Here is a 24,647-nt window from a genome sequence, read left to right as displayed (position 1 = left end):
AGGCTACTAGCGTTGCTGTCGTGATGACGGATCCCCTGGCGTGGTTGTCCGGCCTGGAGGGTGTGTCCTCGGCCTACGCCGCTACCCGGGACGGCATCGACGTGATGCTGCGCGACCGGGGCCTGCGCCGCACGTCGCCGGAGATGACGGCCGAGTCGCTGCTCCGGGGAGCGCACGCCAGCGCCGTGCTCGAGGGATCTGGGTCGACCCTGGCCCAGGTCCGTGCGGGCGAGGGCGACGCGATCGCGGAGGACGCCGTACGGCTCTCGGCCGTCGAGCTCTCCCTGGCCCCGCTGATGAAGCAGGCGCCGATGCAGGCACTCGCCCGGCTGCACAGCGTCGTGGCGGCGACGTCACTGCCCGCCGAGGAGCTCGGCCGCCCCCGGGACGGCGCCTCGGCCCAGCGGCTCCGCGGCGTCACCGACCTGCTGCTCGCCGACACCGGCGCGCCGGCGCTCCTGGTGGCAGCGATGGTCCACGCCGACCTCGCCACCGCCCTGCCGTTCGCCTCCCACAACGGGATCGTGGCCCGGGCAGCGGAGCGGCTGGTCCTGGTCTCCCGAGGGGTGGACGCCAAGTCGCTGGTGGTCCCCGAGGCCGGCCACCTGGCGCTGCGTCCGCAGTACGAGTCCAACCTGCGCGCCTACCGCGACGGTGGCGAGCGTGGGGTGCAGTCCTGGGCGCTGTACGCCGCGGAGGCCTACACCGCCGGGGCCGAGGCCAGCCCGCTGCGCCGTCCCGCCGACTGAGCCGCCGCATGCGAGCGGCACCCGACCCCGGAGGGTGCGGATGCCGCCGCTGACACGTGACTCCCGGTTACCAAGCGTGCACCAGGTTGTGGTGGGCGGAACTGAATCCGCCCCACCATCGGCCCTTTCGAAGGGTTGATCGCCGCGTGGGTGCCTGGATCACGTGCTGCTCTGTGGAGTTCTGCACTCCTGTCTACGCTCCCCGGTCACCCCCTTCAAGGGTTGACTTTGGGCACCCGATCTGACGGGCGGACACCCGCGCTCGACGGGTTCGGTGACCGGTGAGTCGGGCGTGCCCCGCGGGACCCTCAGCCGGAGTGCGGACGCTTGCGCGCGTTGGCCCAGACGTACCCGCCGACGGCGAAGGCGCCGCCCACCGCGAGCGCGGCCAGCGTGGGACCCTGCGGCAGGCTGGCCCGGCTGCGCAGCGCCACCGGACGGTTGAAGACCAGCACCGGCCAGCCCCGCTCGACGGCCGTGCGACGCAGCTGCTTGTCCGGGTTCACCGCGTAGGGGTGCCCCACGGCCTCGAGCATGTGGACGTCGGTCACGGAGTCGCTGTAGGCGAACGACTCGTCCAGGTCGTAGCCCATCTCCTCGGCGAGCCGACGGATCGCGTTGGCCTTCTCCTCGGCGTAGGCGTAGTACTCGATCTCGCCGGAGTACTTCCCGTCCACGATCTTCAGCCGGGTGGCGACCACCCGGTCTGCGCCCAGCATGGCGCCGATCGGCTCGACCACCTCGGAGCCGCTGGTGGAGACGATGACGACGTCGCGGCCCTCGCGCTTGTGCTCGTCGATGAGGCTGACCGCCTCGGCGTAGACCAGCGGGTCGACGACGTTGTGCAGGGTGTCGGCGACGATCTCGCGGACCGTGGCCACGTCCCAGCCGGCGCACAGCTGGGACATGAACTGCCGCATCTTCTCCATCTGGTCGTGGTCGGCCCCGCCGACCGCGTAGACGAACTGTGCGTACGCCGATCGCAGCATCGCCCGGCGCGTGATCAGTCCACCCGCCTGGAACGGGCGCGAGAAGGCCAGGGTGCTCGATCGGGCGATGATCGTCTTGTCGAGGTCGAAGAAGGCCGCGGACGGGCGGGACATGTCCCCATCGTAGGTCGGCCACTCCCGGGTGGGGACAGAACGTCGAGCCTGCACCTTCCCGGCCGCGAATCCTCCACAGCCGGGGCGTGCCACTGACCGGCAGCGGGGTTGTCCACAGGGGCGCCGTCCTCGCCGGCGCCGGGCGGCCGGGTGCGGGAGCGTCGTGCCATGACGGATCCAGGGTTCACGGTGTTGCTGGTCTCGCGGGACGACGGGCTGCTCGACGAGGTGCAGCGGCTCGCCGCAGCGGCGGGGGTGGTGCCCGAGGTGGCGGGACAGGAGGCGGTGGCGCTGCGGGCGTGGGGCCGGGCCGAGGTGGTCCTGGTGGGGGCGGACCTGGCCGACGGCCTGGCCCTGCTCCGGCCGCCCCGTCGGGCGGGGGTGCACGTGGTGAGCCGCGGCGAGGCGCAGGGGTGGCTGTTCCGCAGCGCCGTGGTGCTCGGGGCCGAGTCCGTGCTGGAGCTGGGGGCGGCGGCAGACTGGCTGGGACAGCTCTTCTCCGAGCTCGGCGATCCCAGGCCGCCCGGCCGGGTGCTGGCGGTGATGCCTGGCTCCGGGGGCGCCGGCGCCACCACGCTGGCCTGCGCCCTCGCTCAGGTCGGGTCCGCCCACGGACCGGTGCTCCTGATGGACACCGACCCGTTGGGCCCGGGTGCCGATCGGGTCCTGGGGCTGGACGGCGTGCCCGGTCTGCGCTGGGACGCCCTGGCGGGCACCTCCGGCCGCCTCAGCGGGGCGTCGCTGCGGGACTCCGTCCCGCGGCGCGGCCAGCTCGGGGTCCTCACCTGGGGAGGTCCGCTCGAGGTCGAGCCGTCGGCCGGGGTGCTGCGCGAGACCCTGGAGGCCGCCCGGCGCGCCCACGACCTGGTGGTGGTCGACCTCCCGCGCCGAGCGGGTCCCGCGACCTCCGAGCTGCTGACCAGGTGCGACCGGCTGCTGGTGGTGGTGCGACCGACGCTGACCGGGGTGGCTGCGGCGACCCGTCAGGTGGCCGCGCTCGAGGGGCGAGGCGCCCTGGTGGTCCGCGGCCGGGGCCTGTCGCCGGAGACGGTGGCACGAGCCGTGGGTGCCGAGGTGCTGGCGGAGGTGCCCGAGCAGCGCGGGATGGAGGAGTCGGTGGACCTGGGCCTGGGCCCGGTGCGCGGCGGCAGAGGCGCCCTGGGACGGGCCGCGGCGCGGCTGCTGAGCACGGTCGACCGGGGGTGGGCGGCATGATCACGGGGGGCGTCGCCCAGACGCCGGGACCGCCCCCGGAGCTGGTCGAGGCGGTGCGCGACCAGCTGGCCCGGGAGCACGGGGAGGTCACCCCTCACCGGGTGGCGGAGGTGCTGCGCAGTCGGGGCCTGCCCCTGGGCGCCGAGGAGGTGCGGGCCGTGCACGCGGTGCTGCGCAGCACCGCGTTCGGTGTCGGGGTCCTGGAGCCGCTGATGGGGGACCGGGAGGTGACCGACGTGCTGGTGAACGGGCCGGGCCCGGTCTGGGTGGACCGCGGCGACGGCCTGGAGCAGACCGAGGTGGTGCTGGGCAGCGAGGAGGAGGTACGCCGGCTGGCGCAGCGGCTGGCCGGCCTGGGCGGCCGACGCCTCGACGACGCGACTCCGTGCTGCGACGTGCGCCTGCCCGACGGCACCCGGTTCCACGCGGTGCTCGCACCGGTGGCCCGTCCCGGCACCCTGGTCTCCCTGCGCGTGCCGCGGGCGCGTGCGTTCGGGCTCGAGGACCTGGTGGCCGCCGGCACCCTGACCGGACCTGGCGCTCGACTGCTGCGAGACGTGGTGACGGGACGGCTGGCCTACCTGATCAGCGGGGGCACGGGCTCCGGCAAGACGACCCTGCTGGCCACGATGCTCGGACTGGTGCCGCCGCAGGAGCGGATCGTGCTGGTCGAGGACTCCTCCGAGCTGCGACCGGTGCATCCCCACGTCGTGGCTCTGGAGGCGCGTCCTCCCAACATCGAGGGCAAGGGGGGACTCGACCTGCGCACCCTGGTGCGCCAGGCACTGCGGATGCGTCCTGACCGGCTGGTCGTCGGCGAGGTCCGCGGTGCCGAGGTGGTCGACCTGCTGGCCGCGATGAACACCGGGCACGAGGGCGGCGCGGGCACGCTGCACGCCAACTCCGCCACCCAGGTGCCGGCACGGATCGAGGCGCTCGCCGCCACGGCCGGACTGGGCCGGGCAGCCGCGGCGAGCCAGCTCGCCGCCGCCGTGGACCTGGTGCTGCACGTGGTCCGAGGCCGCGACGGGGTACGCCGACTCGCCCAGGTGGCGCTGCCCTCGCCGACGAGCGAGGGGGATCGGATCCGCTGCGCCCTGGAGTTCACCGCCGACGGCCGGCTCGTGGAGGGCCCGGCCGCCGACGACCTCGCCCGGAGGCTGGGATGACCGTCGCTCTGACGGTGGCCTCGACCGCGGTGTCGGCGGGTTGCGCGGCCGCGCTGCTGCTGCCTCCTCGCCCCGCGGTGGCCGGCGCCGACTCGGACGGGCGCCGGGTGCCGGTGGCGAGCATGGTGGCGGTGGTCGCCGCGGCCCTGGTGCTGCTGGCGGTGTGGGGCCCGGGCGGCATCCTGGTGCCCGCCGTGCTGACCGCCGTCGGTCGAGGGGTCCTGGTCCTGGTTCGCCAGCGCCGGGCCCGCGCCGCGGCGCTGTCCGCGGCGGACCGGGTGCTCGAGGGCTGCACCGTGCTGGCCGACGAGCTCGCCGCCGGGCGGACCCCGGAGTCCGCACTGGAGCTCGCGGCCCGGGCCTGTCCCGAGCTCACGCCCGCCGTGCGGGCGAGCCGGTTCGGCGCCGACGTACCGGCGGCGTTGCGGGGTGCGGGACATCCGGACCTGCGGCTGGTCGCTGCGGCGTGGCAGGTGGCCCACCGCAGTGGCGAGGGACTCGGTGAGGCGTTGGCCAAGGTTGCGGCCGGGCTGCGCGCGGTCCGCTCGACCCGACGGGTGGTGGCCTCAGAGCTGGCCTCGGCCCGGGCGACCGCGCGGCTGCTGGTGGCGTTGCCCGGGCTGGCGCTCCTGGCCGGCTCGGGTGCCGGCACCGCGCCGTGGACGTTCCTCCTGGGGACCCCGGTCGGGGGCGGCTGCCTGGTCGGCGGTCTGGGCCTGGCGTTCCTGGGCACGTGGTGGATCGAGGCCATCGCCGAGGGCGTGGAGCGGCACGCATGATCACCGCCGCGCTGCTCGCCGGTCTGACCGCGGCGCTGCTCGTCGGTCCGGGCCCGGAGCTCGGGTCCCGGGTGCCAGGTCGCCCGTCGCAGACCGGTGCCCGCCCGTCCGGGCGCAGGGCCGCGATCACGGTCGGCTCCGCGCTGGCCGGACTCGGTGTCCAGCTGTTCGTGGGCGGTCCGGCCGGCACGGTGCTGGGCGTCGCCGCGGCGATCGGCTGCTGGCGGGTGCTGCGCGCCGTCGAGCCGGCCGCCGTACGCCGGGCGCGGGAGCAGACCGCACGGGACCTGCCGCACCTCGTCGGCCTGCTCGCGGCGGGACTGCGGTCCGGTGCGCCGCCCGGCGCCGCACTCGGCGCCGCCTGCACGGCCCTGCCCGGCGCCGCGGCGGACGCCTTCGCCGCCACCCGGTCGCGGCTCCAGCTGGGCGTCGACCCGGCCTTGGTGTGGGCAGACCTGGGCCAGGATCCCGGGGTGGGGCCACTGGGCCGGGCGCTGGCCCGGGCCCACCAGACGGGAGCCTCGGTGCTGGTGGCCGTGGAGGCGCTGGCGACGGCGCTGGCGGAGGAGGAGCGGGCCGGGACCGAGGACCGGGCGCGTGCCGTGGGGGTGCGGGCCGCGCTGCCGCTGGGGCTGTGCCTGCTCCCTGCGTTCCTGCTCCTCGGCATCGTCCCGCTGGTGGCCGGCCTGGTCTCCCAGCTGGCGTGGGAGTGAGTCGTTGAACGGCGGTCGGCGGACTAGACCATTGACACCTCTTGTCCGGGTGCCCGACAGTGAGGGGCCCGTTCCCGGTGTCCGCAAGACGTCCGTGTTCGGGGAACCCGGTTGGGAGGCAGGGTTATGCGCACCACACATCTAGGCGCGGCTCACGTGCGCCCCGGTGTCGTCACCGCATGGGTGCCGACACCTGGTTGCGTACGCGCCGTACGAGGGGCACCGCCGGACGCGCGGCCCCTGACCGAGGACCAGGAGAGTCATCTCCTGGCCAGTGCCGGAGCCTCGTCTCTGGATCCGGCCGAGGCGCCGTGGATCGGCTTCTCCGTCGTCCTGACAGCACCGACCAGCACGTCGGTGGCCGCGGCCCTGGCCAGCTTCTTCGACCGGCACGAGAGCCTGCGCTGCGACTACGTGCCTGACGGCGTGCGGCACCGCAGGAGGCTGGCGTCGCCCGGCACGGTCGAGTTCGAGCCGCTGCCGGTCGGGCACTACGGCGGAGTCCAGGAGACGCACGCCGCCGTGGTCGAGCATCTCGCCTCGCACGCGCAGCCGCACGTGTGGCCGCGCGCCGGGTTCGTGACCGTCGAGAGCGAGGTGGGGCTGACGCTCTACGCGGCGTTCGACCACGTGACGTTCGACGTGCAGTCGATGTACGCGGCGGCCGACGAGCTGCCGCTGCTGCACCACGCCTACTCCGCCGCAGACGCCCCCGACCCCTGCCTGGCGCGGCCGGGCAGTCACCTGGACCACGCGCAGGAGGAGGCGGACCGCCTGCGGGAGGTGGGCCCGGACGACCCGCGGCTGGCGGACTGGCGCGCCCTGCTGGAGGACGGGTCGGCTGTGCCGGCTCCGCCGAGCTCGGGGGTCAGGAGCGGTGAACGGTGGGGGCACGAGCTGACCACGATGCCGGTGGCCACCCCCGGCGAGGTCCGGGAGCTGGACGAGCTGGGCCGCTCCTGGGGCAGCAGCCTGGAGCAGATCTTCCTCGCGCTCCTCGTCTCCTCCATCGCGGGCCTGGAGCCGGGACCCAACCGGCTACGTGCCCTGGTGGCGGTGCCGGGGAGGCCGCCCGGTCAGGAGGGAGCCGTGGGCTGGTTCGCCAAGCTCGGGCCCCTCGTCCTCGACCTGGAGCCGGGGCTCGAGCTTGCCACCGTGCTGGCGCGCACGACCGCGGTCCTCGACCGGATGACCGAGGCGGCGCAGCTGCCGCTGCCGGTGGTGCGGTCCTTGCTGGACCGGCCCGTCGAGCCGGAGCTCGTGCTGGCGGTCGCCGACCACCGCGCGGTGCCGCGACAGGGCTGGCGGGCCAGCAAGGCGCACGGGTTCCTGGGCCACGTCCCGGCCAGCGCCCAGGTGCACGCCGCGATCAGCTGCCTGTCCTCCGGCGCGCTGCTGGAGGCCCGGCACCCGGACACGCCCACCTGCTCGGCCTGGATGGCGACGGTGGCGGTGGGGGTGCGCCGAGGGGTTCTGGCCGCGCTCGACCCACGACCTGCGACGCTCTCCTCCGAGCAGGCCACGGGCTGACGCGGCGCACCTGGGCGCCCGGCCCGTGGCGCGACACCGAGGAGCCCGGATGGTTGACCCCACCCCGCACGACCTGCAGCAGTTCCTGGACGAGGCGCCCGACCGGCCCTTCGCGATGCTCAACCTCCTCCGGTACGCCGAGGGCGGACGGGAGCTCTACACCGACTACCTCCGCCGTGCCGAGTCTTTCGTCGAGGCGGCGGGAGCGCGGGTGCTGTTCTTCGGCAAGGGCCTGCCGGCCCTCGTCCCGGACCGGGAGAGGTCCTGGGACGCGGTGATGCTGGTCTGGTACCCCTCGCCCGCGGCGTTCTGCGCGATGGCCGAGGACGAGGCGTACGCCGAGGTCGCCCAACTGCGGTCCCGGGCGCTGAGCGAGGCGGTGCTCCAGCCCACCACGGTCATCGCCGTGGACCGCCCGGACTGAACCGCACCGGCCTCTTTGTGGGCCGGGTGGAGAGGCGGAATCGTCGCCCAGTCCTCCACAGGGGGGCTCCCTGCCCGCCTGTCCACAGGCCGCAGCGCCGGCCCTGCTCGGGGGCCCGGTGCGCCCCGAGGCTGGTGTCACCAGGCCACACCACGTGGCTCGACATCGGGAGGTCGCATGAACAGGTTCCACGACGAGCAGGGCAGCACCGACGAGCAGGGCATCACCACGGCGGAGTACGCCGTCGGCACGGCGGCGGGCGCCGGGCTCGCGGGGGTGCTCTACAAGCTGGTCACCGGCGGGTTCGGTGACAAGCTCCTCAAGACCCTCTTCGACCACGTCCTGTCGTTGCTGGGCATCGGGTGAGACGGCGCTGCGAACGTGGCGCGGTCACCGCCGAGCTCGCCCTGGGGCTGCCTCTCCTGACGGCGCTCACGGTCGGTCTGGTCTGGTTGCTGGCGGTGGCCATGGCCCAGGTCCGCACCGTGGATGCCGCCCGGGAGACCGCGCGCGCGATGGCGCGCGGCGACTCCGAGGCCGCCGCGGTGGCGGCCGGTCACGCCGTGGCTCCGGGCGGGTCCCGGATCGTCGTCTCGCGCAGCGACAGCCACGTGGTGGTCCGGGTCCAGGGACGCCTGGCGGGCCCCGGGGGTCTGTTCGCCCGACTGCCCGGAGCCCGGCTGGAGGCGGAGGCGGTCACCTTGACCGAGGCGCCGTGAGCACGGTCGAGCCGGGGCGCGAGCGGAGCCGTGACGCGCGGGGTGCGGCGTCCATGCTGGTCCTCACCATGGTCTCGGTGCTGGTGCTGGTGGCCGTCGCGCTGAGCACGGCCGCAACCATGGTGCACCGGCACCGGATCGCCCAGTCCGCTGCCGACCTCGGCGCGCTCGCCGGCGCGGCCGTCCTCCAGCAGGGTGGGGACGGCTGCGCCGCAGCCGCGGAGGTGGTGGTCGCCAACGGCGCCACGATGCAGGGCTGCAGCGTCTCGGGACAGGAGCTGGCGGTCCAGGTCTCGGTCCAGGGGCCGCGGATGCGCGGTCACGGCGGTGACCTGACGGCTCGCGCCCGTGCTGGGCCCAGCGGCTCCGGTGCCGGTGCGGATCCTCCTGGATCCAGGTTCAGCTCTCGGTGGTGGGCTGCTCCCCGTGGCGCTCACCCTCCACGCGCTCGAGCTTGGCGTGGAGCTCGCGCAGCTCCTTCTGCTCGCGCCGGCTGGCGAGCCCGCGCTTGGTCCCCCACTTCAGGATGCTGAGGCCCCAGATCACGCAGGCGCCTGCGGCGACGCCCACCAGGAAGATGGCCAGGGCGCTGAGGTCCATGCCGAGCAGCTCTGCGTTGCCCTCGCTGACGAAGGTGGCGGACAGGATGGCCAGGACACCGACGGCGACGAAGACCAGACCGAGAAGCACCATGAGTAGAACCTACTCGCGGTGCGGCTCTCCGAGAAGGAGCTCCAGCAGCCGCAGGGCACCGGCCTTGTCCAGGGGGTTGTTCTGGTTGCCGCACTTGGGGACTGGATGCACGAGGGGCACCCCTCGAGGCACTCGCAGGCCGCGATTGTGTCGCGGGTCGCGGTCAGCCAGGCGCGGGCGGCGTGGAACCCTCGCTCAGCGAAACCGGCGCCGCCGGGGTGGCCGTCGTGCACGAAGACGGTGAGCACCCCGGTGTCGGGGTGGCGTGCGGTGGAGACGCCGCCGATGTCCCACCGGTCGCAGGTGGCGAAGAGCGGGAGCAGGCCGATGGAGCAGTGCTCGGCGGCGTGGGCCGCACCGGGCAGCTCGGCGGTCGCCAGTCCCGCGGCCTCCAGCGCGTGGTCGGGCACGCTCCACCACACCGCGGTGGTGCGCAAGCTCCGTGGGGGCAGGTCCAGCGGCTCCTCCGCCATCACCTCGCCGCTGGGTTGGCGTCGTTTGAGGAACGAGACCACCTGGTGGGTGACGTCCACCTCGCCCAGGACCAGGCGGCAGTCGCCCCAGCGCTGGTGCTCCCGTTCCGAGACGACGCTGATCTCGGTCGTCTCCCGGGCGGAGGTGGAGTAGTCGACGTGGGCCCGTCCGATCATCGCGACGTGCTCGTCCAGGTCCAGCTCGGAGACCAACCAGGTCTCGCCCCGGTGCAGGTAGACGGCGCCGGGGTGCGCCGTGCCGTGCGCGCTGCTCGCGTCCACCGTGCCGACCACCCGCCCGCTCTCCTCCTCGACCAGCTGGAAGGCCTGGCCCCCGGTCGATCGGATGTCGGTGAGGTCGCTGGGTCTCCTCCGGTCGGTCCAGAACCAGCCGTGGGGCCGGCGCCGGAGCATGCCGGCAGCGGTCAGCCCGTCGACCGCGATCCGGGCCTGCGGCCCGAAGAGGGGCAGGTCGGCCTCGGTCAGCGGCGACTCGTGGGCCGCCGCGCACAGGTGGGGCGCCAGCACGTAGTGGTTGTCGGGGTCGAAGACCGTCGCCTCCACCGGTGCGCCGAGCAGCATCTGCGGGTGCGAGACGAGGTAGGTGTCCAGGGGGTCGTCACGGGCGACCAGCACCGCGAGCGCGTCCTGCCCGTCGCGCCCGGCCCGGCCGATCTGCTGCCACATCGCGGCACGGGTCCCGGGGAACCCCGCCAGCAGCACCGCGTCCAGCCCGCGGATGTCGATCCCCAGCTCCAGGGCGTTCGTGGCGGCGAGACCGATCAGGTCGCCCCGGCGCAGCGACGACTCCAGTGCCCGGCGCTCCTCGGGCAGGTAGCCGCCGCGATAGGCGGCCACCCGGCTGGGGAGCGACGGGTCCACCTTGGCCAGGAGGTCCGCGGTCCGCACCGCCACCTGCTCGGCGCCGCGCCGGGACCGGATGAACGCCAGGGTGCGCACTCCCTCCGCCACCAGGTCGGCGAGCAGGTCGGCGGTCTCCGAGGACGCGGCACGGCGTACCGGGGCGCCGTTCTCGCCGGTGAAGGAGGTCAGCGGCGGCTCCCACAGCGCCACCGACACCTCGCCGCGCGGGGAGTGGTCCGCGGTCATCGGCAGCACGTCCAGACCGGTCAGCCGTCGGGCAGCCTCCTCCGGCTCGGCCACCGTCGCGGAGAGCAGCACGAAGGTCGGCGACGCGCCGTACAGCGCGCACACGCGGCGGAGCCGGCGCAGCACGTGGGCGACGTGCGCCCCGAACACCCCCCGGTAGTGGTGGCACTCGTCGATCACCACGATCTCCAGCTTGGCCAGGAACCGGGCCCAGCGCTGGTGAGCAGGAAGCAGCGAGCGGTGCAGCATGTCCGGGTTGGTCAGGACGTACTCGGCGTGGTCGCGGGCCCAGTCGCGCATCTCCCGGGTGCTGTCGCCGTCGTGCGTGGTGGCGCGGACCCCGGTGTCGAGGGCGAGAATCCCGGTCAGCTGGTCGTTGGCCAGGGCCTTGGTGGGGGAGAGGTAGAGCACCCCGGCGCCCCGTTCGTCGCGGGAGCCGCGCCGCGCCAGCACCCGGGAGAGCGCGGGCAGCTGGTAGGCCAGCGACTTGCCCGAGGCGGTGCCCGTCGCAAGCACGACGTGCTGTCCGGTCCACACCGCGTCGGCGGCGGCCACCTGGTGACGCCAGGGAGTGGTGATCCCGCGACGCTCGTAGGCCGCCCGAACCACCGGGTGAGTCCAGTCGGGCCACTCCTCGAAGACGGCCTCCCGCCGGGGCAGCGCCTGCACGTGGCGCAGCCTGTCCTCCCGGCCCGGCACGTGCCCAAGGCGCGAGACGACCTCGCCCATGTGCGAGGCCGCGGTCGACGCGAGGCCGGTGGTTGTGACTGTCACGTCCACAAGTGTGACAAGTGGCGCCGACATAGGTGCCAGCCGTGGTTTGATATCTTGCGCACCAGGCATGGGGACGTACCGTCCCCGGCATGAACCCCCGGGAAGGTCGAGGAGTAAGCGACGTGGACCTGACTCTTGTGACGCGCGATGTGGACGGCAAGACCGTCGTCGCGGTCGGGGGCGAGATCGACGTCTACACCGCCCCCAAGCTGCGGGACAAGATCACCGAGCTCGTCGCGGCCGGTGTCTACGACATCGTCATCGACCTGGCAGACGTGGAGTTCCTGGACTCCACCGGTCTCGGTGTGCTGGTGGGCGGCCTGAAGAAGGTCCGTGCCCACGACGGCTCGCTGGCGCTGGTGTGCCACCAGGACCGACTGCTGAAGATCTTCCGGATCACCGGCCTGGCCAAGGTCTTCGCGATCCACGACGACCAGCAGAGCGCCCTCGCCGGCTGACCTGCCCGCGCCTCACCTCGCCGTACCGCGCCGTACCTCGCCGCCTGTCCCGTTGGGACGGGCGGTTCGGTCGTTGTGCTCGACTATCGCCCAACTGATGTGACCCACGTCACATCAGGTCGCGTGAGAGCGCTCACATCTGCGTAGACTCCGCCTCGATCGCTGACCGCGAACCGATGGAGGACGCGCATGCTCGGGACCGTTCCTTTCCTCGCTGAGCCGGAGCTCTCCGGCGGCAACCTCACCCTGGTCGTCGTGGTGCTCGCGATCGCACTGGCCGCGCTCGCCATGGCCGCGGTGTTCCGCAGGCAGGTGCTGTCCGCCGGCGAGGGCACCGCCGCGATGCGCGCGATCGCCCAGGCGGTCCAGGAGGGCGCGAACGCCTACCTGACCCGGCAGTTCCGGACCCTGGCGGTCTTCGCCGTCATCGCCTTCCTGGCCCTGCTCGCCCTGCCCGCGGACGACATGTCGGTGCGGGTGGGCAGGTCGATCTTCTTCCTGCTGGGTGCGGGGTTCTCAGCAGCCATCGGGTATCTCGGCATGTCGCTCGCGGTCCGCGCCAACCTCCGGGTCGCTGCGGCCGCCGACAACGAGGGTCGCGAGACCGCGATGACCATCGGCTTCCGGACCGGCGCATTCGTGGGCATGGCCACGGTGGGCCTCGGCCTGCTCGGCGCCAGCTCGGTGGTGCTGATCTTCCGTGACGAGGCGCCCCACGTGCTGGAGGGGTTCGGCTTCGGTGCCGCCCTGCTGGCGATGTTCATGAGGGTCGGCGGCGGCATCTTCACCAAGGCCGCCGACGTCGGGGCAGACCTGGTCGGCAAGGTCGAGCAGGGCATTCCCGAGGACGACCCGCGCAACGCCGCCACGATCGCCGACAACGTGGGCGACAACGTCGGTGACTGCGCCGGCATGGCCGCCGACCTCTTCGAGTCGTACGCCGTGACCCTGGTGGCCGCGCTCATCCTGGGGTCCCAGGCGTTCGGTGACCAGGGCCTGGTCTACCCGCTGCTGATCCCCGCGATCGGTGCGCTGACCGCGGTGCTCGGTGTCTACATCACCCGCCCCCGCGCCGGCGAGAACGGCCTCGCCACCATCAACCGCGCCTTCTACGTCTCCGCCTCCGTGGGCGCGGTCGCGTCGGTGGTCCTGTCCTACCTCTACCTGCCCAGCAGCTTCGGCGAGCTGAGCAACGCCACCGGCACGGACATCGCCGGGGCCTCGGGCGACCCTCGGCTGATCGCCTCCGCGGCGGTGGTCATCGGCATCGTGATGGCGGCCGGCATCCTGGCCCTCACCGGCTACTACACCGGCACCGAGCACCGTCCCGTCAAGGACGTCGGCAAGACCTCGATGACCGGCGCGGCCACCGTCATCCTGTCCGGCCTCTCGGTGGGCTTCGAGTCCGCGGTCTACACCACCCTGGTGATCGGCACGGCCGTCTTCGGGGCCTACCTCCTCGGTGGGGCCACCCTGACCGTCTCGCTGTTCGCGGTCGCACTGGCCGGCTGCGGACTCCTCACCACGGTCGGGGTGATCGTCGCGATGGACACCTTCGGTCCCGTCTCCGACAACGCCCAGGGCATCGCGGAGATGTCGGGCGACGTCAGCCCCGAGGGCGCCCAGATCCTCACCGAGCTGGACGCGGTGGGCAACACCACCAAGGCCATCACCAAGGGGATCGCCATCGCCACCGCGGTGCTGGCGGCGACCGCGCTGTTCGGCTCCTACGCCACCTCGGTGGCCGACGCGCTGGTCGAGGCCAGGCCGACGCTGGACGAGCAGAACCTGCTCAGCTTCGCGGTGTACAACCCGGCGGTCCTGGTCGGGGTGCTGCTGGGAGCCGCGGTGGTCTTCCTGTTCTCCGGGCTGGCGATCAACGCCGTCGGCCGGGCCGCCGGCGCGGTGGTCTACGAGGTGCGCCGCCAGTTCCGCGAGATCCCCGGGATCATGGAGGGCACCGCCCGCCCGGAGTACGGCAAGGTCGTGGACATCGTGACCCGCGACTCCCTGCGGGAGCTGGTCACCCCTGGTCTCCTCGCGGTGCTTGCCCCGGTGGCGGTGGGCTTCGGGCTCGGCGTCACCGCGCTCGCCGGGTTCCTGGCCGGCGCGATCGGCACGGGCACGCTGATGGCGGTCTTCCTGGCCAACGCCGGCGGCGCCTGGGACAACGCCAAGAAGCTGGTCGAGGACGGTCACCACGGCGGCAAGGGCTCCCCGGCCCACGAGGCGACCGTCATCGGCGACACCGTCGGCGACCCGTTCAAGGACACCGCCGGTCCGGCCATCAACCCGCTGATCAAGGTGATGAACCTGGTCTCGCTGCTGATCGCCAGCGCCGTGGTCTCCCTGAGCGTGGGGGAGGACCAGAACGACGTCGCCCGCATCGCCATCGCCCTGGTCGCCGTCGCCGTCATCGCGGTCGCGGTGGTGATCTCGGGACGTCGCGAGATCGCCATCAGCGACGACGGGGACGACACCGGATCCTCGGCCTTCGCCCCGCACCACACCGCCTGAGCCGATGCGGCGGACAATCGCCCAGGGGCTGCCATCGGCTCGACCCAGTCCCTATGATCGGCGAAGCCGGGCGCGCACGATGCCCTGTCCCATCCCTCATTCCAAGGACACTCGATGAAGTCTCGCCCCCGCTTGCTGCTGCTCGTGCCCGCCCTGGCCCTGGTGCTCTCCGCCTGTGGTGGCGACGACGACGACAAGTCGCCCGACTTCAGCGGTGGCAACGGCACCAGCGACAGCGCCCAGCCGTACGTCGAGGCGATGGCGACCTCGCTCTCGGAGGGCGAGGACTCCCCGATGGACAAGAAGCAGGCCACCTGCTTCAGCGAGGGGTTCGTCGACGTGATCGGGGTGGACCGGCTCGAGAAGATCGGCACCGCCGAGGAGTGGGCCAAGGAGTCCGAGGGCTTGGAGTTCACCGAGCTGAAGCTCAGCAAGGACGAGGGCGGGGAGATCTACGACAACTTCGAGAAGTGCGGCGTGGACCTCCGTGAGCAGATGCTCGCCGACTTCGCCGACGACGAGTCGATGGACGAGGAGACCAAGACCTGTGTCTCCGACGCCATGACCGAGGACAACCTGCGCGAGTTCTTCGTCACCGTGATGGTCGAGGGCGAGGAGGCCATGGCCGGCGGCGAGGGCGGGCTGTTCAGCGAGCTGACCGCGTGCGTGATGAGCGGCATGGACAGCGCGACCCCCCAGCCCGACACCGAGTAGCCACAGCGGGGGGCTCTGCGAGGATGCGCACATGCAGAACAAGGCCACGTCCCTGGCCAGGGACCTCCGCTCAGCCGTGCTCGCGGCCGGCTTCACCTACGACGCGGTCGCCGAGCTCCTCGGGGAACAGGCGCACGCGGCCCTGGGGCGCAACGAGACCACCCCGGGGCTGCGGGTCACCCGTGGCGGCTCCCCCCTGGAGACGCTGACCCGGCTCTTCCTGCTGCAGGTGCCGGTCTCCCGGGAGCAGGCCGAGCGGGCCCTGGGCGGGCTGGTCGACCGGATGGCGGTGGCAGGCATCGTCGAGCAGTCGGTCGGCGAGGTGGCGGCGCGGCTCGACGTACGCCCCTACGCCACCGACGACGGCGACCTCTGGGTCGTCAGCGACCTGACCCCCGGTCTGGACGGCAGCCCCAACCGGGTCGGCACCGACCACGTGCTGGGCATCAGCTCCGCGTCCACCTCGCTGGCCCAGCTGACCGTGCGCGAGCCGGTGGGCCGATCCCTGGACCTCGGCACCGGGTGCGGGGTCCAGGCGCTGCACCTGGCCCGGCACAGCGACACCGTGGTCGCCACCGACGTGAACACCCGGGCGCTGTGGATGACCCGGTTCAACGCCGAGCTCAACGACGTCCCTCCCAGCGCGAGCGGTGCGGACCGGATCGACGTACGGGAGGGCTCGTTCTTCGAGCCGGTGGCCGGCGAGCGCTTCGACCTGATCGCCACCAACCCGCCGTTCGTGATCTCGCCGGCGACCGGTGAGCGGCTGGTCTACCGCGACTCCGGGCTGCCCGGGGACCGCGTGGTCGAGGACATCGTGCGCCGGGCGCCGGAGCTGCTCAACGACGGCGGCTGGTGCCAGGTGCTGGCCAACTGGGTCATCACCCGCGACCGCACCTGGGACGAGCGCCTGGCTGAGTGGCTCAGCGAGGACTGCGCGGCGCTGGTGGTCCAGCGGGAGGTGCTGGACCCCGCCTCGTACGTCGAGCTGTGGCTCAAGGACGCCGGGCTGCACGGGGCGGCGGACTACGCCCGCCGCTACGACACCTGGCTGTCGTGGTTCGACGACCAGGGCATCGAGGGTGTGGGCTTCGGCTGGATCAACCTTCATCGGTCGGCGAGCGTGGCCGGGGTGCGGGAGCTGCTCGAGTGGCCCTACGAGGTGGAGCAGCCGATCGCCCCGGCGATCGGGGAGTGGGCCCGGGCGCAGGAGCGGCTCGCGGCCCACGGCGACCTGGCCGAGGTCCGCCTGAGGCTGCGCACCGACGTACGGCAGGAGACCCAGGGCCAGCCGGGGGCCGAGGACCCGGAGACGATCGTGCTGCGTCAGCAGCGTGGGCTGCGCCGGGCCCGACAGGTCGACACCGTCGAGGCGGCGGTCGTCGGCGCCTGCGACGGCGACCTCACCGTGCGGCAGATCCTGGACGCCGTCGGCGCGCTGCTGGAGGCCGACCCCCGCGAGCTGCGCCGGACCTACCTGCCGGCCCTGACCGAGATGGTGGCGCAGGGGTTCCTGGAGGTCTGAGCGGAGGGCCGCGGCCGGGAGTGCGGACCGCCATCCTCACCCCCGGCCCTGGTGCGGCGTCCTGATGCCCCCACATCTCCAGAACGCCCAGCCACGGTACGTACCGTGGCGCGCCCGGGAGAAGGTGCCGGTCCCAATATCACCCGAGCGGGCCAGACGGGTCTATGTCAGGCTGGGGGTAAGCGGAGCCTGAATCACCAAATCGGCATAGCCCCTATCAGGACCAAGGGGTGCCTGCCTGCGGACGCTCCTGACGGAAACCCGGCCAGGGCGCGCTACCGTGTCGGCGCTGAGTCCCGTCTGGGGCGAACTGAGGAGCTAGGAAACAAGTGGTACACAAGCTGGTCATCGTGGAGTCCCCCGCCAAGGCACGCACCATCGGTGGGTACCTCGGCTCCGGATACGTGGTCGAGTCCTCCATCGGTCACATCCGGGACCTGCCCCAGAGTGCCGCCGACACCCCGGCCAAGATCAAGGACAAGTCCTGGGGACGCCTGGGCGTCGACGTGGAGAACGGCTTCGAGCCCTACTACGTCGTGCCCCGCGACAAGAAGAGCCACATCAGCAAGCTCAAGGGCCTGCTCAAGGACGCCGACGAGCTCTTCCTGGCCACCGATGAGGACCGCGAGGGCGAGGCCATCGCGTGGCACCTCCTCGACGAGCTCAAGCCCAAGGGCATCCCGGTCAAGCGGATGGTCTTCCACGAGATCACCAAGCCGGCGATCCTGGCTGCGGCCGACAACCCCCGCGAGATCGACATGGACCTCGTGGAGGCCCAGGAGGCGCGGCGGATCCTGGACCGCCTCTACGGCTACGAGGTCTCCCCGGTGCTGTGGAAGAAGGTCATGTCCGGCCTCTCCGCCGGTCGGGTGCAGTCGGTGGCCACCCGGCTGGTCGTGGACCGCGAGCGGCTGCGGATGCAGTTCAAGCAGGCCTCCTACTGGGACCTCGAGGGCACCTTCGACGCCGGTGCGGAGCACGCGCAGCGGATGTTCCCCGCCCGGTTGCACTCCATCGACGCCAAGCGGGTCGCCCGCGGCTCCGACTTCGGCCCCGACGGCGTGCTCAAGTCCGCCGACTCCGTCGTCCACCTGGACCGCAAGGCGGCCGAGACGCTCGTCGCCGGCCTGTACGACACCGCGTACACCGTGCGCTCGGTGGAGTCCAAGCCCTACAAGCGCTCGCCGTACGCCCCGTTCCGCACCACCACCCTCCAGCAGGAGGCGGGGCGCAAGCTCGGGATGACCGCCTCGGTGGCGATGTCGGTGGCGCAGCGGCTGTACGAGAACGGCTTCATCACCTACATGCGTACCGACTCCACCACGCTGTCGGCCGGTGCCATCGGCGCGGCCCGGGACCAGGTCCGCGAGCTGTACGGCGCGGAGTACCTCCCCGACGCGCCCCGCACCTACACCACCAAGGTGAAGAACGCCCAGGAGGCGCACGAGGCGATCCGCCCCGCCGGCGAGTCCTTCCGCACCCCCGCCCAGACCGGGCTCACCGGCGACCAGTTCCGGCTCTACGAGCTGATCTGGATGCGCACCGTGGCCTCGCAGATGAAGGACGCGGTCGGCCAGTCCGTCTCGGTGCGCCTGGGTGGCGCCGCCTCGACCGGCGAGGACGTGGTCTTCGCCGCCAGTGGCCGGGTCATCACCTTCCACGGCTTCCTCAAGGCCTACGTCGAGGGCCTGGACGACTCCGACGCCAAGCGCGACGACCAGGAGACGCGGCTGCCCGCCCTGGTCGAGGGCGCCGGTGTCAGCGCCGCGTCGGTGACCGCCAACGGCCACGAGACCAAGCCTCCCTCGCGCTACACCGAGGCGACGCTGATCAAGGAGCTCGAGGACCGCGAGATCGGCCGCCCCTCGACTTACGCCTCGATCATCAAGACGATCATCGATCGCGGCTACGTCTACAAGAAGGGCACCGCCCTGGTGCCTGCCTGGATCGCCTTCTCGGTGATCCGGCTGCTGGAGGAGCACTTCCCGCGCCACATCTCCTACGAGTTCACCGCCGACATGGAGGACCGCCTCGACGAGATCGCCGCGGGCCGCAAGGACCGGGTCAGCGAGCTGGCCGAGTTCTACTACGGCTCGGACCGCGTCGACGGGCTGCACCCGCTGGTCACCGGGCTGGGCGACATCGACGCCCGCGAGCTGGCGACCTTCCCGATCGGCGGACCCGACTCCGGGGTCAACCTGCGGGTGGGCCGTTACGGGCCCTACATCGAGGGCCCGGGAGACGACGGTGCGCCGGCCGGCAAGCGGGCCAACGTGCCCGACGACCTGCCGCCCGACGAGCTGACCATGGAGAAGGCCCAGGAGCTCCTGGCCAACCCCGCGGGCGAGGAGATCGAGCTGGGCGTGCACCCGGAGACCGGGTTGAAGGTGGTGGCCAAGAACGGCCGCTACGGGCCCTACGTCACCGAGCTGCTGGGAGAGGACGCCCCGAAGTCGGCCAAGCCGCGCACCGGGTCGCTGTTCAAGTCGATGTCGCTGGACACCGTCACCCTCGACGACGCAGTGAAGCTGCTGTCCCTGCCCCGCGTGGTGGGCACCGACGCCGACGGCGTGGAGATCACCGCGCAGAACGGTCGCTACGGGCCCTACCTGAAGAAGGGCACCGACTCCCGCACCATCGAGTCGGAGGAGAAGCTGTTCACCATCACCCTGGAGGAGGCCGAGGCGATCTACGCCCAGCCCAAGGCCAGGGGCCGCGGCGCGGCGACGCCGCCGCTGAAGGAGCTGGGCAACGACCCGGTCTCGGGACAGCCGGTGGTGGTCAAGGCCGGTCGCTTCGGCGAGTACGTGACCGACGGGGAGTACAACGCCACCCTCCGCAAGGAGGACACGGTGGACGCGATCACCCTGGAGCGGGCCGCGGAGCTGCTCGCCGAGCGCCGCGAGCGCGGGCCCGCGAAGAAGGCGGCCAAGAAGGGTGCGAAGAAGGCGCCGGCCAAGAAGGCGCCCGCGAAGAAGGCCGCCGCCAAGAAGACGGCTGCCAAGAAGACCACGGCGAAGACGGCCGCCAAGAAGACCACGAAAGCCGCGGCGAAGAAGACCACGGCGGCAGCCGCCGACCAGGCCTGACGCGACCCTGGGTCCGGACCCTCCTCGCGAGGGCCCGGGCCCGGCGGCGTCAGCGGCCGCGCACCTTGAAGCTGGCGGAGGTGCCCTTGCCCAGGTCACCCAGGTCCGCGACGACCCGGAAGGTGGTCTTGCCCTTCCACTTCTGCTTGAACTTCAGCAGCGCCTTGCCGGAGCTCTTGGTGTAGCCGTTGGCCCCGGCGACCGAGACCCACTTGGCGCCCTTCTTGCGCTGCAGCTGGACCTTGGCGCTGCTGGTGCCGAAGAGGCCACCCGAGGGGCGCTCGTCGGCCACGGTGACGCGCACCTTGACCTGCTTGCCGACCTTCACCTTCTTCGCCGCCGGCTTGGCCGTGACCTGGTTGCTGGGCAGCCGGAGGTCGAAGGAGAAGGGGGTGATCGCGGTGGCGGTGGTGGTCGAGTTGGATCCCGTGCCCGGCACCATGACCGAGTACGTCCCGGTCACCGAGTAGCTGCCCGGGAGGTCCTCCCCGGGGCAGAACTGCTTGGTCTCCACCCCGGTGGTGGGGTCGCCCTTGCTGATGTAGGCGGTGCCGGCGCTGGTGCCGTCCGGGGCCTGGAAGACCAGCTGGAGGGACCAGGTGTAGGCGTTCAGCGGCGGCGCTACCGAGTAGTTGATCGGGTGATCCGTGCAGCCGTCGTAGAGCACGCCCGGAGCCGCGCTCGCACTGGCGGACGTGGGGTCTGCCTGCGCGGGGACGCCGAGCGCCCCCAGGCCGAGCACTCCGGCGATCAGGACGGTGGAGGGGCGCAGCAAACGAGGCATGGGAGCCCTTTCGGCGACGAGGTGAGTACCCCCGGCCCTACCCTTCCGCCGGCGGGTTGAAACGGCCCGACGCCGCTGATCTCGCCTACGGTCGGCCCGGCTGTCCCCGGCCGACCGTAGGCTGTGCCTGTGACCTCACCCGCGCTGCCCGTCTTCGCCGAGAGCGGGGTCTTCGTCTGCTTCGAGGGCGGGGAGGGCGCCGGCAAGTCCACCCAGTCCCGCGCCCTGCGTGACTGGCTGACCGCCCAGGGGTACGCCGTGGTGCTGACCTTCGAGCCGGGCGACACCGCCGTGGGCGGGCAGCTGCGCCGGATCGTGCTCGATCCGGCCACCGGCGACCTGTCCGACCGGACGGAGGCGCTCATCTACGCCGCCGACAAGGCCGAGCACGTCGACACCGTGGTCCTCCCGGCCCTGGCCCGGGGCGAGGTGGTCATCACCGACCGCTACGTCGACTCCGCCCTGGCCTACCAGGGCGCCGGGCGCGCCCTGAGCGCCGTCGAGGTCGAGCCGGTGATGCGCTGGGCCACCCACGGGCTGCGGCCGCACCTGACGGTCGTGCTGGACCTGGCGCCCCAGGTGGGCCTGGGCCGGTTCACCGGGCGGGACCGCATCGAGGGTCAGTCGCTGGAGTTCCACCAGCGGGTGCGTGCGGCTTTCCTGGAGATGGCGCACGCCGACCCCGAGCACTACCTGGTGCTCGACGCCCGGCTCCCGGTGGCCGACATCGGCGCCGCGATCCTGGAGCGGCTGGCGCCCCTGCTGGACCAGGCGACCCAGACCCAGACGACCCAGACCCAGACCCAGACGGCCCAGGCGACCGGGAGCAGGCCGTGAGCACCACGACCGTCCCGGCGCCCGGCGCCACCGCGGTGTGGGACACCCTGGTGGGGCAGCGCCACGTGATCGAGCTGCTGAGCCGCGCCGCCGCAGGCGACGGCATGACCCACGCCTGGCTCTTCACCGGCCCGCCGGGGTCGGGTCGGTCCAACGCTGCCCTGGCTTTCGCCGGCGCGCTGCAGTGCGAGCGCGGCGGGTGCGGCGCCTGCCACGCCTGCCACACGGTGCTGAGCAAGACCCATGCCGACGTGACGCTGGTGCAGACCGAGCAGCTCTCCATCGGGGTCGCCCAGGTGCGCGACCTGGTCCGCAAGTCCGCGCTCTCGCCCAACGGTCGGCGCTGGCAGATCATGATCATCGAGGACGCCGACCGGCTCACCGACCAGGCCTGCAACGCGCTGCTGAAGGCCATCGAGGAGCCCAACCCCCGCACCATGTGGCTGCTGTGCGCCCCCACGGCCGAGGACGTGCTGGTCACCATCCGCTCCCGTTGCCGGCTGGTCACCCTGACCACTCCCGTGGCCGCCGACGTGGCGGCGTTCCTGGTCCGCACCGAAGGGGTGCCCGAGCCGCTCGCGGCCCACGCCGCGCGCGCCAGCCAGGGACACATCGGTCGCGCCCGGGCGCTGGCACGCGACGAGGCGACCCGCAACCGGCGCAACGAGATGGTCCGCTGGCCGGCCCGGCTGACCTCGCTCGGCTCGGCCATGAACGCCGCCAGTAACCTGCACGAGCTGGCCAAGGCCGAGGCGGAGGACCTCTGCTCGGTGCTGGACGCGCGTGAGAAGTCCGAGCTCGACCGTTCCTACGGGGTGGAGGGGCGCGGCAAGCGCCCCAAGGAGTACGCCCCCGCCCTGCGGGACCTGGAGAAGGCGCAGAAGACCCGCGCCAAGCGCCGCGTGCTCGACGTGGTCGACCGCGGCCTGATGGACCTGGTCTCGGTCTACCGGGACGCGATCGCCATGAAGGTCGGGGCACCGGGCGCTCTGGTCAACGAGGAGATCCGCGCCGACATCGCGCTGCTGGCCCGCAAGTCGAGCCCGGAGGACCACCTGCGGCGCATCGAGGCCATCTTCACCGCGCGTGAGCAGATGCTGGAGTTCAACGTCCCACCCGTGATGGCATTGGAGTCGATGATGGTCGCACTGCGACTGGACGGGAGCAGGGCCTCGTGAAGCGCATCGTCGCCCTGGTCTGCGTTCTGGCCCTGGTGCTCGGCACCGTCCTGGTCAGCCTCTACCTGCTGACCGAGGACGACCAGCAGGCCGAGACGATCGCAGCCCCGCAACGTCCTCCGGCCTCGGAGGCGGACTCCGCCGGGGCCACCGACGCACCCGAGCCGGACCTCGCGCCGTACTACACCCAGCAGGTGGAGTGGTCCGGGTGCGGCCAGGGCTTCGAGTGCGGCTGGCTGAAGGTGCCGATGGACTACGACGAGCCCGGCGGCAAGGAGCTCGACATCGCGCTGCTCAAGGTGCTTGCCGGAGACCAGGAGCGCCGGGTCGGGTCGCTGGTGGTCAACCCGGGCGGCCCCGGGGCTCCCGGCACCGAGTACGCCGCGCAGGCGAGTCTGGCCTTCCGCGAGCCGCTGCGCCGTTACTTCGACATCGTCGGCTTCGACCCCGCGGCACCGGCCGCAGCAACCCGGTGGACTGCCTCAGCGACTCCGAGCTGGACGCCTACCTGGCCAGCGACCCGGACCCCGACGAGCCGGACGAGGAGCAGGAGTTCCTGGACTGGGCCGACAGGCTCGGCCAGGGCTGCGCCAAGCGGTCCGGCGACCTGGCCAACCACCTGAGCACCGTGGAGGCCGCCCGCGACATGGACGTGCTCCGGGCAGCCCTGGGGGAGTCCGAGCTGGACTACTTCGGCGCCTCCTACGGCACCAAGCTGGGCGCCACCTACGCCGAGCTGTTCCCCGAGCGGGTGGGCCGGATGGTGCTCGACGGGGCGGTGGACGTCTCCGCCACCAGCCGCGAGCTGAGCCTGGGGCAGGCCGGCGGCTTCGAGCTGGCGATCCGGTCCTACGTCAGCGACTGCGTCCAGAGCGGCGACTGCTTCCTCGGCGACACCGTCGAGGAGGGACTGGCCCGGATCAAGAAGCTGCTCGCGGAGATCGACCGCAAGCCGCTGCCCACCTCCGGTGACCGGGAGCTGACCGTGGGCAACGCCTTCTACGGCATCGTCGCGCCGCTCTACAACCGCAGCTACTGGCCGCTGCTCTCCTCCGCGCTGCGGCAGGCCATCGAGGGCCGGGGCGACGCGCTGATGGAGCTCTCGGACCTCTACTCCTCGCGCGGGCCCGACGGCTACACCGACAACTCCTCCGAGGCGATCTACGCCATCAACTGCCTCGACGACCCCTCCTCCGTGCCCGCGGACCAGATCCCCCAGGAGTACGCCGCCTTCGACAAGGTCTCGCCGACCTTCGGGCGGGTCTTCGCCTGGGGCCTGATCGGCTGCGAGGGGTTCGTCGGCGAGCCGGCCGAGCCGCTGGAGATCGACGGGTCCGGGGCGGCACCGATCCTGGTGATCGGCACGACGCGGGACCCGGCCACCCCGATGGAGTGGGCCGAGACGCTCGCCGACCAGCTCGAGTCCGGCGTCCTGGTGCGGCGCGACGGTGACGGCCACACCGGGTACAACGCCGGCAACTCGTGCGTGGACGAGGTGGTCGAGGACTACCTGCTCGACGACGTGGTGCCCCAGGGCGAGGTCACCTGCTGAGTTTGACCGGTGCCCGCGGCGGGCACCGGAGCCCATGCGCTCCTTCCTCGTCTCCTCCGTCCTGTCCGCAGCGGCCGCCGGCGTCGGCAGCCTCGGGGTGAAGACCGACAGCCGCTGGTACGCCAAGCTGGACAAGCCGTCCTGGCAGCCGCCCCCGGCTGTCTTCCCGGTGGCCTGGACCCCGCTCTACTCACTGATCGCGTGGGGCACCGGCCGCGGGCTCGACAAGGCCCGGGACACAGGGGACGACAAGCGCCTGCTGGCGCTGACCGTGGGCAACCTGGCCCTGAACGCGGGCTGGAACTGGGCGTTCTTCACCCGGCAGTCACCAGCGGGCGGGCTGGCGGTGATCCTGGCCCTGGACGTGCTCAACGTGGCGCTGGTCTCCGAGACCGCCAAGCACGACAAGGTGGGCGCAGCCGCACTGGTCCCGTACGCCGCCTGGACCGGTTTCGCCACCGCCCTCAACGCCGAGCTCTGGCGTCGCAATCGCTGAGTCGGACCACGGTGCGGGGGATTTCGCTTCCCGGCCGAAGGTGTCC

23 protein-coding genes and 1 pseudogene are annotated in these 24,647 nt (G+C 72.6%); 20 read left to right on the top strand and 4 right to left on the bottom strand.

The features are described from left to right. The first annotated feature begins 23 nt into the window (after nucleotides 1–23). Nucleotides 24–749 carry a Fic family protein gene (locus C0R66_RS16410; RefSeq protein WP_101525605.1) on the top strand — a complete coding sequence of 242 codons (726 nt, stop codon included), beginning with the start codon at nucleotides 24–26 and terminating at the stop codon, nucleotides 747–749. Between the two features lie 308 nt (nucleotides 750–1,057). On the opposite strand, the gene C0R66_RS16405 is transcribed toward C0R66_RS16410, so the two are convergent. Then, nucleotides 1,058–1,852, bottom strand: coding sequence for an HAD family hydrolase (locus C0R66_RS16405; protein WP_101525604.1), 795 nt, complete (start codon nucleotides 1,850–1,852; stop codon nucleotides 1,058–1,060). 168 nt (nucleotides 1,853–2,020) lie between these two features. Here C0R66_RS16405 and ssd point away from each other — a divergent pair, with 168 nt between their 5' ends. The 9 genes and pseudogenes from ssd to C0R66_RS19685 all read left to right on the top strand — a co-directional run. Then, nucleotides 2,021–3,067, top strand: coding sequence for a septum site-determining protein Ssd (gene ssd, locus C0R66_RS16400; protein ID WP_101525603.1), 1,047 nt, complete (start codon nucleotides 2,021–2,023; stop codon nucleotides 3,065–3,067). Then, entirely contained in the window at nucleotides 3,064–4,236 is a 1,173-nt protein-coding gene (locus tag C0R66_RS16395; protein ID WP_101526326.1) for a TadA family conjugal transfer-associated ATPase, read from the top strand. The genes ssd and C0R66_RS16395 overlap by 4 nt, the downstream gene beginning before the upstream one ends. Beyond that, the gene (locus C0R66_RS16390) at nucleotides 4,233–5,015 is read left to right on the top strand and encodes a type II secretion system F family protein (RefSeq protein WP_101525602.1); all 783 of its coding nucleotides are present in this window, start codon (nucleotides 4,233–4,235) and stop codon (nucleotides 5,013–5,015) included. The genes C0R66_RS16395 and C0R66_RS16390 overlap by 4 nt, the downstream gene beginning before the upstream one ends. After that, complete coding sequence (locus C0R66_RS16385) at nucleotides 5,012–5,728, top strand: type II secretion system F family protein (RefSeq protein WP_101525601.1); 717 nt, start codon at nucleotides 5,012–5,014, stop codon at nucleotides 5,726–5,728. Before C0R66_RS16390 ends, C0R66_RS16385 begins: the two co-directional genes overlap by 4 nt. 156 nt (nucleotides 5,729–5,884) lie before the next feature. Next, nucleotides 5,885–7,258, top strand: a complete 1,374-nt coding sequence (locus C0R66_RS16380) for a hypothetical protein (protein ID WP_158648083.1) — start codon at nucleotides 5,885–5,887, stop codon at nucleotides 7,256–7,258. Nucleotides 7,259–7,307: 49 nt separating this feature from the next. Beyond that, entirely contained in the window at nucleotides 7,308–7,682 is a 375-nt protein-coding gene (locus C0R66_RS16375; protein ID WP_101525599.1) for a DUF1330 domain-containing protein, read from the top strand. 177 nt (nucleotides 7,683–7,859) lie between these two features. Next, on the top strand, nucleotides 7,860–8,048 hold the full coding sequence (locus tag C0R66_RS16370) for a DUF4244 domain-containing protein (RefSeq protein ID WP_101525598.1): 189 nt from the start codon (nucleotides 7,860–7,862) through the stop codon (nucleotides 8,046–8,048). After that, entirely contained in the window at nucleotides 8,045–8,401 is a 357-nt protein-coding gene (locus C0R66_RS16365; RefSeq protein ID WP_101525597.1) for a TadE family protein, read from the top strand. Before C0R66_RS16370 ends, C0R66_RS16365 begins: the two co-directional genes overlap by 4 nt. After that, nucleotides 8,398–8,748: pseudogene (locus C0R66_RS19685) on the top strand (Rv3654c family TadE-like protein); the annotation flags it as partial. The gene C0R66_RS16365 and the pseudogene C0R66_RS19685, both read left to right, overlap by 4 nt. 52 nt (nucleotides 8,749–8,800) lie before the next feature. On the opposite strand, the gene C0R66_RS19680 reads toward C0R66_RS19685, so the two are convergent. Together C0R66_RS19680 and C0R66_RS16355 are read right to left on the bottom strand one after the other, a co-directional pair. Beyond that, nucleotides 8,801–9,001 carry a hypothetical protein gene (locus C0R66_RS19680; protein WP_338418235.1) on the bottom strand — a complete coding sequence of 67 codons (201 nt, stop codon included), beginning with the start codon at nucleotides 8,999–9,001 and terminating at the stop codon, nucleotides 8,801–8,803. Further along, entirely contained in the window at nucleotides 8,944–11,451 is a 2,508-nt protein-coding gene (locus tag C0R66_RS16355; protein WP_338418201.1) for a DEAD/DEAH box helicase, read from the bottom strand. The genes C0R66_RS19680 and C0R66_RS16355 overlap by 58 nt, the downstream gene beginning before the upstream one ends. Before the next feature lie 122 nt (nucleotides 11,452–11,573). Here C0R66_RS16355 and C0R66_RS16350 point away from each other — a divergent pair, with 122 nt between their 5' ends. The 5 genes from C0R66_RS16350 to topA all read left to right on the top strand — a co-directional run bounded on the left by C0R66_RS16350 (nucleotide 11,574) and on the right by topA (nucleotide 19,754). Then, on the top strand, nucleotides 11,574–11,909 hold the full coding sequence (locus tag C0R66_RS16350) for an STAS domain-containing protein (protein WP_101525596.1): 336 nt from the start codon (nucleotides 11,574–11,576) through the stop codon (nucleotides 11,907–11,909). A 189-nt stretch (nucleotides 11,910–12,098) separates the two neighbouring features. Then, on the top strand, nucleotides 12,099–14,426 hold the full coding sequence (locus tag C0R66_RS16345; protein ID WP_101525595.1) for a sodium-translocating pyrophosphatase: 2,328 nt from the start codon (nucleotides 12,099–12,101) through the stop codon (nucleotides 14,424–14,426). Between the two features lie 114 nt (nucleotides 14,427–14,540). Further along, on the top strand, nucleotides 14,541–15,140 hold the full coding sequence (locus tag C0R66_RS16340; RefSeq protein ID WP_101525594.1) for a hypothetical protein: 600 nt from the start codon (nucleotides 14,541–14,543) through the stop codon (nucleotides 15,138–15,140). 31 nt (nucleotides 15,141–15,171) lie between these two features. Continuing rightward, nucleotides 15,172–16,665 carry a DUF7059 domain-containing protein gene (locus tag C0R66_RS16335; protein ID WP_101525593.1) on the top strand — a complete coding sequence of 498 codons (1,494 nt, stop codon included), beginning with the start codon at nucleotides 15,172–15,174 and terminating at the stop codon, nucleotides 16,663–16,665. A 329-nt stretch (nucleotides 16,666–16,994) separates the two neighbouring features. Then, entirely contained in the window at nucleotides 16,995–19,754 is a 2,760-nt protein-coding gene (gene topA, locus C0R66_RS16330; RefSeq protein WP_101525592.1) for a type I DNA topoisomerase, read from the top strand. Between the two features lie 49 nt (nucleotides 19,755–19,803). Here topA and C0R66_RS16325 read toward each other — a convergent pair whose 3' ends face one another. After that, nucleotides 19,804–20,538, bottom strand: a complete 735-nt coding sequence (locus C0R66_RS16325) for a hypothetical protein (RefSeq protein ID WP_158648082.1) — start codon at nucleotides 20,536–20,538, stop codon at nucleotides 19,804–19,806. Between the two features lie 129 nt (nucleotides 20,539–20,667). Here C0R66_RS16325 and tmk point away from each other — a divergent pair, with 129 nt between their 5' ends. Genes tmk through C0R66_RS16305 form a run of 5 tightly spaced genes read left to right on the top strand, consistent with a single transcriptional unit; the run spans nucleotide 20,668 to nucleotide 24,601 of the window. Further along, nucleotides 20,668–21,375 carry a dTMP kinase gene (gene tmk, locus C0R66_RS16320; protein ID WP_241901490.1) on the top strand — a complete coding sequence of 236 codons (708 nt, stop codon included), beginning with the start codon at nucleotides 20,668–20,670 and terminating at the stop codon, nucleotides 21,373–21,375. Beyond that, entirely contained in the window at nucleotides 21,372–22,553 is a 1,182-nt protein-coding gene (locus tag C0R66_RS16315) for a DNA polymerase III subunit delta' (protein ID WP_240311828.1), read from the top strand. The genes tmk and C0R66_RS16315 overlap by 4 nt, the downstream gene beginning before the upstream one ends. Next, nucleotides 22,550–23,176 carry a hypothetical protein gene (locus C0R66_RS19675; protein WP_241901489.1) on the top strand — a complete coding sequence of 209 codons (627 nt, stop codon included), beginning with the start codon at nucleotides 22,550–22,552 and terminating at the stop codon, nucleotides 23,174–23,176. The genes C0R66_RS16315 and C0R66_RS19675 overlap by 4 nt, the downstream gene beginning before the upstream one ends. 5 nt (nucleotides 23,177–23,181) lie before the next feature. Continuing rightward, nucleotides 23,182–24,105: an alpha/beta hydrolase gene (locus C0R66_RS16310; protein WP_241901680.1), complete on the top strand. Its 924-nt coding sequence runs from the start codon at nucleotides 23,182–23,184 to the stop codon at nucleotides 24,103–24,105. A 34-nt stretch (nucleotides 24,106–24,139) separates the two neighbouring features. Then, a complete protein-coding gene (locus C0R66_RS16305; protein ID WP_101525589.1) occupies nucleotides 24,140–24,601 on the top strand; it encodes a TspO/MBR family protein in 462 nt (153 codons plus the stop codon). The last annotated feature ends 46 nt before the right edge of the window (nucleotides 24,602–24,647 follow it).

Source organism: Nocardioides houyundeii, from assembly GCF_002865585.1.
Lineage (GTDB): Bacteria > Actinomycetota > Actinomycetes > Propionibacteriales > Nocardioidaceae > Nocardioides > Nocardioides houyundeii.
This window is presented reverse-complemented; position numbering and strand designations above follow the sequence as displayed.

Bases quoted from the DNA above. Each gene is read 5' to 3' on its own strand.
- C0R66_RS16385 (WP_101525601.1), top strand. From the start codon at position 5,012: ATGATCACCGCCGCGCTGCTCGCCGGTCTGACCGCGGCGCTGCTCGTC.
- C0R66_RS19680 (WP_338418235.1), bottom strand. From the start codon at position 9,001: ATGGACCTCAGCGCCCTGGCCATCTTCCTGGTGGGCGTCGCCGCAGGC.
- C0R66_RS16375 (WP_101525599.1), top strand. From the start codon at position 7,308: ATGGTTGACCCCACCCCGCACGACCTGCAGCAGTTCCTGGACGAGGCG.
- C0R66_RS16325 (WP_158648082.1), bottom strand. From the start codon at position 20,538: ATGCCTCGTTTGCTGCGCCCCTCCACCGTCCTGATCGCCGGAGTGCTC.
- C0R66_RS16340 (WP_101525594.1), top strand. From the start codon at position 14,541: ATGAAGTCTCGCCCCCGCTTGCTGCTGCTCGTGCCCGCCCTGGCCCTG.
- C0R66_RS16395 (WP_101526326.1), top strand. From the start codon at position 3,064: ATGATCACGGGGGGCGTCGCCCAGACGCCGGGACCGCCCCCGGAGCTG.
- C0R66_RS16370 (WP_101525598.1), top strand. From the start codon at position 7,860: ATGAACAGGTTCCACGACGAGCAGGGCAGCACCGACGAGCAGGGCATC.
- C0R66_RS16305 (WP_101525589.1), top strand. From the start codon at position 24,140: ATGCGCTCCTTCCTCGTCTCCTCCGTCCTGTCCGCAGCGGCCGCCGGC.
- C0R66_RS16335 (WP_101525593.1), top strand. From the start codon at position 15,172: ATGCAGAACAAGGCCACGTCCCTGGCCAGGGACCTCCGCTCAGCCGTG.
- C0R66_RS16410 (WP_101525605.1), top strand. From the start codon at position 24: ATGACGGATCCCCTGGCGTGGTTGTCCGGCCTGGAGGGTGTGTCCTCG.
- ssd (WP_101525603.1), top strand. From the start codon at position 2,021: ATGACGGATCCAGGGTTCACGGTGTTGCTGGTCTCGCGGGACGACGGG.
- C0R66_RS16405 (WP_101525604.1), bottom strand. From the start codon at position 1,852: ATGTCCCGCCCGTCCGCGGCCTTCTTCGACCTCGACAAGACGATCATC.
- C0R66_RS16390 (WP_101525602.1), top strand. From the start codon at position 4,233: ATGACCGTCGCTCTGACGGTGGCCTCGACCGCGGTGTCGGCGGGTTGC.
- C0R66_RS16345 (WP_101525595.1), top strand. From the start codon at position 12,099: ATGCTCGGGACCGTTCCTTTCCTCGCTGAGCCGGAGCTCTCCGGCGGC.